Genomic DNA, 7,260 nt, shown 5'->3' with positions numbered 1-7,260 from the left:
GTCGAAGACTTTCAATCCCAGCCAGTCCTCGAGCTTGGCGATCTGCCGGCTGACGGCGCCATGGGTGATGTTGAGCTTTTCGGCGGCCGCCGAAAAGCTGCCTGTTCGCGCCGCCGCATCGAAGGCGCGCAGTGTTTCGAGCGGTACCATTGTGTCCGAGCTGTGATCCATAGTCACAGGTGATCCTCGATTTGGTCGTTTGTCAACTGGCCTGAAATGGCGTTTTCTGCCTTTCAGGACCGAAGAATGCGAGGGCAGTGAGATGAACGCAATGACGGGCACGTTGAATTCGACACAGCGGATGGACACCACGGCAGCCATTGCTGTCGCGCTGACGGTGGTTGGTTGGGCCTCCGCCTTTCCGGCGATCCGCGCCGGTCTCGCCGCCTTCGGACCGCTGGAACTCGGCGCGTTGCGCTTTGCCATCGCCGCGGTGCCGGCGGCGATCTTCCTGGCCATCAAGCGCCCGGCGCTGCCAAGGCTCGACGAAGTGTGGCGCCTGGTCTTTGGCGGCGCCATCTTCGTCGCGCTCTACACCGTCATGCTCAATTTCGGCGAACTGACCGTCTCTGCCGGTGCCGCCGGCTTCATCATCAATGTCAGCCCGATCTTCACCGCCATCATGGCGATGGTCCTGCTGGGCGAGCGCTTTTTGGGCATGGCCTGGGCCGGCACGGTGATTTCCTTCGCCGGCATTGGCGTCATCGCCATGGCCGACGGGAAAGGACTGTCTTTTAACACCGGTGCTCTTCTGGTGCTTGGTTCGGCCTTGTGCTCGGCCGTCAACACCATCGTCCAGAAGCCGCTGTTTGCCCGCCATCATCCGTTGACCATCTCCGCTTCGAACATGGTGCTCGGCGCACTATGCCTGGCGCCCTTCCTGCCGTCGGCCTTTTCGCAGGCGGCGGTTGCCGACACAGCAGGCCTCGGCGCCGTCATCTTTCTTGGCATCGTGCCCAGCCTGATCGCCTATGCCGCCTGGGCGACCGCACTGTCGCGTCTGCCCGCCGCACGTGCCTCCAACTTCCTCTATCTGGTCTCGCCGATGTCCGCGCTGATCGGCTTCTTCTGGCTGGGCGAAGTCCCCACGCTGCTCGGCATAATCGGCGGCGCGCTGGCGCTGGGCGGTGTCATCGTGGTGAATTTGAAGAGATGAATATTGCCGGCCGTCCGCTTCCCTCATTCGGGAACGATGCCTCGGTCAAACGCGTTTAGCCGGTGTTTATTCGACGGAGGTCCGAATGCCGGGTGCAACGACGCACCGACGCATGCAACTGGGTGATCTATCCATTTTCTATCGCGAGGCAGGGCCGCCAGAAGCACCTGTCTTGCTGTTGCCGCACGGCTATCCCTGCTCTTCGTTCCAATTCCGCCGACTGATGCCGGCGCTCGCCGACCGCTGGCGAACGATTGCATTCGACTGGCCGGGCTTCGGATACAGTGGCACACCAGATCCGGCCGCCTTTGGCTATGATTTCGACGCCTATTGCGACGTGCTTTCCAAACTTGCCGATGAATTCGGTCTCGAACGCTACGCCTTGTGGCTGCATGATTACGGCTCGCAGATAGGACTCCGGCATGCGATCTCGCACCCGGAGCGGATCAGCGCCCTGATCATCCAGAACGGCGACATCTACGAGGACGTGCTTGGCTCCAAATACGCCACGATCAAGGCTTGGTGGACCGACAAGACGCCCGACAAGCACCGTCCGCTCGAGGCCGCGGTAAGTGAGGACGGGTTCCGGGCCGAGTTCATCGGGGAAGTGTCTGACGACGTCGCCACGCGCGTGCCGCCCGATCTCTGGAGCCTCCACTGGCCATTGATGAACACGCCGGTTCGTCGGCAGATCGCCGTCGGTCTGATGGAGAAGCTGGAAGCCAATCTCACCTGGTTTCCGCGCTACCAGGCTTATTTGCGTGAACACCATCCGCCCACGCTGGTCCTTTGGGGGCCAGAGGATGGCTATATGCCCGCGGCGTCGGCCCGGGCCTATCATCGCGATCTGCCCGATGCGGAACTGCATCTGATCGAGGGGGCGGGTCACTGGCTGCTCGAGACACATTTCGACGACGCGCTGCCGCTGGTCCGCGATTTCCTGGCTCGTGTTCACGGCTGATCTCACCCGGCGTCCGCTATGCCCGGTTTGCTGTCCGCCTGACTGAAGGAGAACCTCATGCCGACCAAACCGACGATCGCGCGAATCTGGCGCGGCCGCACCCGCCGCGACGTTGCCGACGCCTATGAGCCATACCTGCGTGCCGAGGGTATTCCGCCCCTCGAGAAGACAGCGCTTGGCGTCCAATTGCTGCGCGAGGACCGCGATGCCGAGACGTGGTTCACAACCATCTCGTATTGGGCCGACATGCAGGCGATGACCGCCTTTACCAAAGGCGAACCGACCAAAGTCCATCATCTGGACCGCGATGCCGAGTTCCTGATCGAACTGCCGGAGCGGATCGACATCCACCGGATACTCGTCGATCGCCAGGGACTGCGCTGAACGGCGAATTTGGTGGTTCGCAATCTCGCCTTCTTCGCGGTGATGTCGCTGATCTGGGGTCTGACCTGGGCGGCGATCAAGCTCGGTCTCGATGACGTGCCTCCGCTCCTGCTGGCGGCGGCACGCTATTTGCTGACCGCCGCGCTTCTGGCAACAGCGGTGCGTGGAGCCGGCGCAGCGTTCGCCCACGGGCGAACGGGGCGGACGATAATCTCGGCATTGCTGGTCAACACCGGCACCTACGAGCGGTGAAGCGATGGCCCGCAATCCGTCCGCAGCTACCGCCGCCCGAAAAGCCGTTCGATGTCCGCCAGCTTGAGTTCGATATAGGTTGGCCGGCCGTGGTTGCAGGTGCCCGAACCGGGCGTCGCCTCCATCTGCCGCAGCAGCGCGTTCATCTCTTCGGCCTTGAGCAGGCGGCCGGAGCGCACTGAGCCATGGCAGGCCATGGTCGCGGCTATTTTGTCCAGCCGCTCCTTCAGCGTGTCGACCGTGTCGTTGTCGGCGATCTCGTCGGCGAGGTCGCGCACCAATTGCCCGACATTGGTCTCGCCCAGCATCGACGGCGTCTCGCGCACCGCGACGGCGCCGGGGCCGAAGCGCTCGATGCCGAGACCGAAGCGGGCCAGCGTTTCCGAATGCAGCGCAAGCCGCTCGGCATCCTCTTCCGGCAGGTCGATGATCTCGGGCAGAAGCAGCATCTGCGAGGGCACCGGGCGCGAGTGCAGCGCATTCTTCAGCGCCTCGTAGACCAGCCGTTCATGCGCCGCATGCTGGTCGACGATGATGAGCGAATCCCTGGTCTGGGCGACGATGTAGTTCTCATGCACCTGGGCGCGCGCCGCGCCCAGCACCGCGCCGAGCAGGGTCTCGGCCGCTTCATCCTGCCCTGCGCGCGCATCGGCGCTGGCAAGCGGACCGGCATCGAAAGCCGCCTGCTCGTTTTCACGCAAGCCGCGCTGCTCGAAGCCCGCACCCTCGAAACCCATATCGACCGGCCGCTGCGACGACCGGACGGGATCGAAGCCGGACGGGCCCGACGCGCGGTAGGCCGCGTCGTAGCTGCGGTGGCCGTTTGCCGGTCCGCCGTGGCCGTAGGATGCGGCCCCTGGCCGGAACGCGGCCATCATGCCGGCGGCACCCGTGGTGGCGGCGCGGACGCCGGCATCGGCCAGTGCCTGTCGAATTGCACCGACGATCAATCCGCGCACAAGGCCGGGATCGCGGAAGCGCACATCGGCCTTGGCTGGATGGACATTGACGTCGACGATGGCCGGGTCGAGCGTCAGGAACAGCACCGTCACCGCATGGCGGTCACGCGGCAGGACGTCGGCATAGGCACCGCGTATGGCGCCGGCGATCAGCTTGTCGCGCACCGGGCGGCCGTTCACATACGCATATTGCTGCAGCGCGTTGCCGCGGGTGAAGGACGGGATCGACACGTGGCCGGTCAGATGCACGCCTTCGCGCATCGCATCGATGGCAATCGAATTGTCGGGAAAGTCGGTGCCCATCACCTGGGCGACACGGCGCAGGCTGCCTTCCGCGCTGTCATCCGCCGCCGGCAATTCCAGCGTCGAGCGGTCCGAGCCGGCCAGCGTGAAGCGCACTGCGGGGAAGGCGATGGCGATGCGCTTGACCACATCGCTGGTGGCCGAGCTTTCGGCGCGTTCGCCCTTCATGAACTTTAACCGGGCCGGCGTTGCGAAGAACAGGTCGCGCACCTCGATCGTGGTGCCGCGATTGGCCGCCGCCGGCCTGACAGGCAGAACGCGGCCACCCTCGATGCCGATCTCGGCGGCGCTGTCACTTGCTGCCGTGCGCGAGCGGATCGACAGTCGCGACACCGAGCCGATCGACGGCAGCGCTTCGCCGCGGAAGCCCAGCGAGCGGATGTCGTTGATATCCTCGGTGAGCTTGGAGGTGCAATGACGTGCGATCGCCAGCGCCAGCTCCCGTTCGGGAATGCCGGAGCCGTCATCGGTGACGCGGATCAGGTTCAGCCCGCCGCCGGCTGTGACGATCTCGACGCGCGAAGCGCCGGCATCGAGCGCATTCTCCACCAGTTCCTTGACGACGCTCGCCGGACGCTCGATGACTTCGCCGGCGGCGATCTGGTTGATCATCGTTTCGGAAAGCTGGCGGATGGGCATGGCAGCACTATAGGCGGATTCGAGGCTGATGCGGAAGGATTCGGTGTTGCGGAACAGTGGATAGGCTGGCTGGGAGGCGCTGCCCCTCACGCTTGCTCCGCCAGCCAGTCCCGCACCTTGCGGGCGTTGTCGCTGAGTTCCCGGTTCTTCGGCCAGACGACATAGAACGCCTTGCCGGTCTTCAGCACATGATCCGTCACCGGCACCAGCAAGCCCGACGCCAGCAGCCGCTCGGCGAGATGCCGCCAGCCGAGCGCGATGCCCTGGCCTTCCATGACGCCCTGGATCACCAGGCCGTAGTCGTTGATGCGCAGGCCGCGCGCGGTATCGCTGAGATTGGCGCCCGCCGACTGGAACCATTCGTCCCAACTGGCCGCCTCGCGATACGGCTCCTCCAGATGGATGAGGCGGTGCGTGGCCAGTTCGGCAGCGGATTGGGGCAGGCCGAACTTTGCCGCATAGCTGGTGCCGGCGACGGGAAATATCTCCTCGTCGGCCAGCGGCAACGAGTGATAGTCCGGCCAGTCCCGCGGCGCGCCGCCGCGCACGCCGAGCGGAATGCCTTCCGCGATGATGTCGAGGTCGCGGTCGGCGGTCTGGATACGCAGGTCGATGCCCGGCAGTTCGTCGCGGAACTGCTGCAGGCGCGGCATCATCCAGAACGAGCCGAACGCGGTCGAGGCAGCCAGCGTGACATGACCGCCGGTTGCCTGCAGGCGCAGATCCTCCGCCGATTTGCGGATATGCGAAAGGCCGAGCGAGACATCGGCATGGAAGCGCTCGCCGGCCTCGGTCAGGAGAACCTGGCGGTGGCGGCGCTGGAACAGCTTGGCGCCAAGCCGTTCTTCCAGCCCGCGCACGGCATAGGAGACGGCGGCCTGCGTCATGCCGAGCTCGCGCCCGGCGGCGGTGAAGCTCGACAGCCGCCCGGCCGCCTCGAAGATGATCAGGCTGCCGGCCGAGGGCAGGAGGTGGCGCAGGCTTCGCATAAGCTGAGCTTATACAAGAGATCAGGATTTTCCAGCGTCACATCACCATTTTGTCGCGCTAGGCTCCTTCATGAGTGGAATGGAGTTGCCATGAACGCACCGGCCCCTGAAGTGACCGAACATGCCAACCGCCGCAGCGGCGGCCGCCTGGGGCGCAAGGCCCTGCGCGGAGCCCCTGTAACGTCGTTTCCGACCCTGGTCCGCCAGATCCCCGTCTACCAGATGGTCCCCGATGAGGCGGTCGAGCTGATCCACGAGGAGTCGCTCTTGATCCTCGAAGAGGTGGGATGCGAATTCCGCGACGACGAGGCTATCGCACTGTGGAAGGCGGCGGGCGCGGATGTCTCGGAAACTCGTGTGCGGATCGACCGGGCCCTGCTGATGGAACTGGTCTCGAAGGTCCCGCCGGAGTTCACCCTCAATGCCCGCAACCCCGAGCGTACCGTTCGCGTCGGCGGCAAGAACTCCATCTTCGTGCCTATGTATGGCGCGCCCTATGTGCGTGACCTCGACAACAACAGGCGCTACGGCACGCTCGCCGACCTCAACAATTTCCACAAGCTCGCCTACATGGCGCCGGCGCTGCATTCATCGAGTTCGGTCATTTGCGAGCCGATGGAAATCGCGGTACCGAAGCGTCACCTCCACATCATCCATTCCGCGCTTAAGCATTCCGACAAGCCGTTCATGGGCATCGTCACGTCCAAGGAGCGGGCGGAAGACACGATGGCGATGGCAGGCATCGTGTTCGGCGAGGATTACGTCCGCGACAATCCGGTCCTGGTGTCGATCACCAACTGCAATTCGCCGCTGGTGTGGGACGCCACCATGCTGGACGCGATGAAGGTCTATGCCCGAAGCAACCAGCCGCTGATCCTCGCACCCTTCGCACTGTGCGGCGCCTCGACTTCGGCGTCGGCCGTCGGGGCAGTCGCGCAGGTCAATGCGGAAGCGCTGGCGGGCGTCGCCTTCACGCAACTGCTGCGCCCAGGGTCGCCGCAGATCTACGGACAGTTCATGGTCACCGTGGACATGAAGACCGGCGCTCCGATGGGCGGCACGCCGGAGGCGGCCCAGATGATGTACCTGATGGGCGCGCTGGCGCGGAAATACAAACTGCCGTGGCGCACCTCGGGCTTCCATGTCGGATCGAAGCTCAACGACGCCCAGGCGGGCTACGAGGCCAACATGCTGATGCATGCCGCCATCCTCGCCGGCGCCAACTACATCTGGCACTCCGCCGGGTGGCTGGAGGCCGGCCTGAGCTGCGGCTATTCGAAGTTCGCTACGGACTGCGAACAGCTGGTTGGCTGGTACAAATATGCAGGCGGCCTTCCGTTCGACGATTTCAAGGAAGCGATGGCAGCGGTCCGCGAAGTCGGGCCGCAGGGCCATTTCCTCGGCACCAAACACACGCTCGAACATTTCGAGTCGGCCTTCTTCATACCCTCGATCATGGACTTCAATTCGTACGAACAGTGGAAGGCAGAAGGGGCGAAGGACCACGACACGCGCGGTCGCGAGAAGGCGCGCAACATGCTGGCGGATTACGAGGAGCCGAAGCTCGACGAAGGCATCGCCGATGGCCTGATGGATTTCATCGCGCGGCGCGAGGAG

At 64.6% G+C, this 7,260-nt stretch carries 8 protein-coding genes; 5 read left to right on the top strand and 3 right to left on the bottom strand.

The window, feature by feature from the left end; translation table 11 throughout:
- Nucleotides 1-150 (bottom strand): LysR family transcriptional regulator (locus EOC06_RS42990; protein ID WP_245469842.1); only part of this gene is annotated, 150 nt, incomplete at its 3' end.
- A 112-nt stretch (nucleotides 151-262) separates the two neighbouring features.
- Here EOC06_RS42990 and EOC06_RS20200 point away from each other — a divergent pair.
- From EOC06_RS20200 to EOC06_RS20185, 4 genes are all read left to right on the top strand, one after another.
- Nucleotides 263-1,156, top strand: coding sequence for a DMT family transporter (locus tag EOC06_RS20200; protein WP_128308609.1), 894 nt, complete (start codon nucleotides 263-265; stop codon nucleotides 1,154-1,156).
- Between the two features lie 85 nt (nucleotides 1,157-1,241).
- The gene (locus EOC06_RS20195; RefSeq protein WP_127381837.1) at nucleotides 1,242-2,117 is read left to right on the top strand and encodes an alpha/beta fold hydrolase; all 876 of its coding nucleotides are present in this window, start codon (nucleotides 1,242-1,244) and stop codon (nucleotides 2,115-2,117) included.
- Between the two features lie 57 nt (nucleotides 2,118-2,174).
- Nucleotides 2,175-2,501, top strand: coding sequence for an antibiotic biosynthesis monooxygenase (locus tag EOC06_RS20190; RefSeq protein ID WP_127330641.1), 327 nt, complete (start codon nucleotides 2,175-2,177; stop codon nucleotides 2,499-2,501).
- A 12-nt stretch (nucleotides 2,502-2,513) separates the two neighbouring features.
- On the top strand, nucleotides 2,514-2,753 hold the full coding sequence (locus tag EOC06_RS20185; protein ID WP_128308608.1) for a hypothetical protein: 240 nt from the start codon (nucleotides 2,514-2,516) through the stop codon (nucleotides 2,751-2,753).
- A 26-nt stretch (nucleotides 2,754-2,779) separates the two neighbouring features.
- Here the strand turns inward: EOC06_RS20185 and mutL are convergent, their stop codons facing one another.
- Complete coding sequence (gene mutL / locus EOC06_RS20180; protein WP_128288690.1) at nucleotides 2,780-4,654, bottom strand: DNA mismatch repair endonuclease MutL; 1,875 nt, start codon at nucleotides 4,652-4,654, stop codon at nucleotides 2,780-2,782.
- Nucleotides 4,655-4,740: 86 nt separating this feature from the next.
- Nucleotides 4,741-5,643 carry a LysR substrate-binding domain-containing protein gene (locus EOC06_RS20175; RefSeq protein ID WP_128308607.1) on the bottom strand — a complete coding sequence of 301 codons (903 nt, stop codon included), beginning with the start codon at nucleotides 5,641-5,643 and terminating at the stop codon, nucleotides 4,741-4,743.
- A 90-nt stretch (nucleotides 5,644-5,733) separates the two neighbouring features.
- Here EOC06_RS20175 and EOC06_RS20170 point away from each other — a divergent pair.
- On the top strand, nucleotides 5,734-7,260 hold a 1,527-nt coding region (locus EOC06_RS20170; protein WP_128308611.1), incomplete at its 3' end, for a trimethylamine methyltransferase family protein.

It is taken from the genome of Mesorhizobium sp. M7A.F.Ca.MR.362.00.0.0, assembly GCF_004023175.1.
Classification (GTDB): Bacteria; Pseudomonadota; Alphaproteobacteria; order Rhizobiales; family Rhizobiaceae; genus Mesorhizobium.
Note: the sequence above shows the minus strand (reverse complement) of the source record. Positions and strands in the feature narration are given on the sequence as shown.

Bases quoted from the DNA above. Each gene is read 5' to 3' on its own strand.
- mutL (WP_128288690.1), bottom strand. From the start codon at position 4,654: ATGCCCATCCGCCAGCTTTCCGAAACGATGATCAACCAGATCGCCGCC.
- EOC06_RS20190 (WP_127330641.1), top strand. From the start codon at position 2,175: ATGCCGACCAAACCGACGATCGCGCGAATCTGGCGCGGCCGCACCCGC.
- EOC06_RS20175 (WP_128308607.1), bottom strand. From the start codon at position 5,643: ATGCGAAGCCTGCGCCACCTCCTGCCCTCGGCCGGCAGCCTGATCATC.
- EOC06_RS20195 (WP_127381837.1), top strand. From the start codon at position 1,242: ATGCCGGGTGCAACGACGCACCGACGCATGCAACTGGGTGATCTATCC.
- EOC06_RS20200 (WP_128308609.1), top strand. From the start codon at position 263: ATGAACGCAATGACGGGCACGTTGAATTCGACACAGCGGATGGACACC.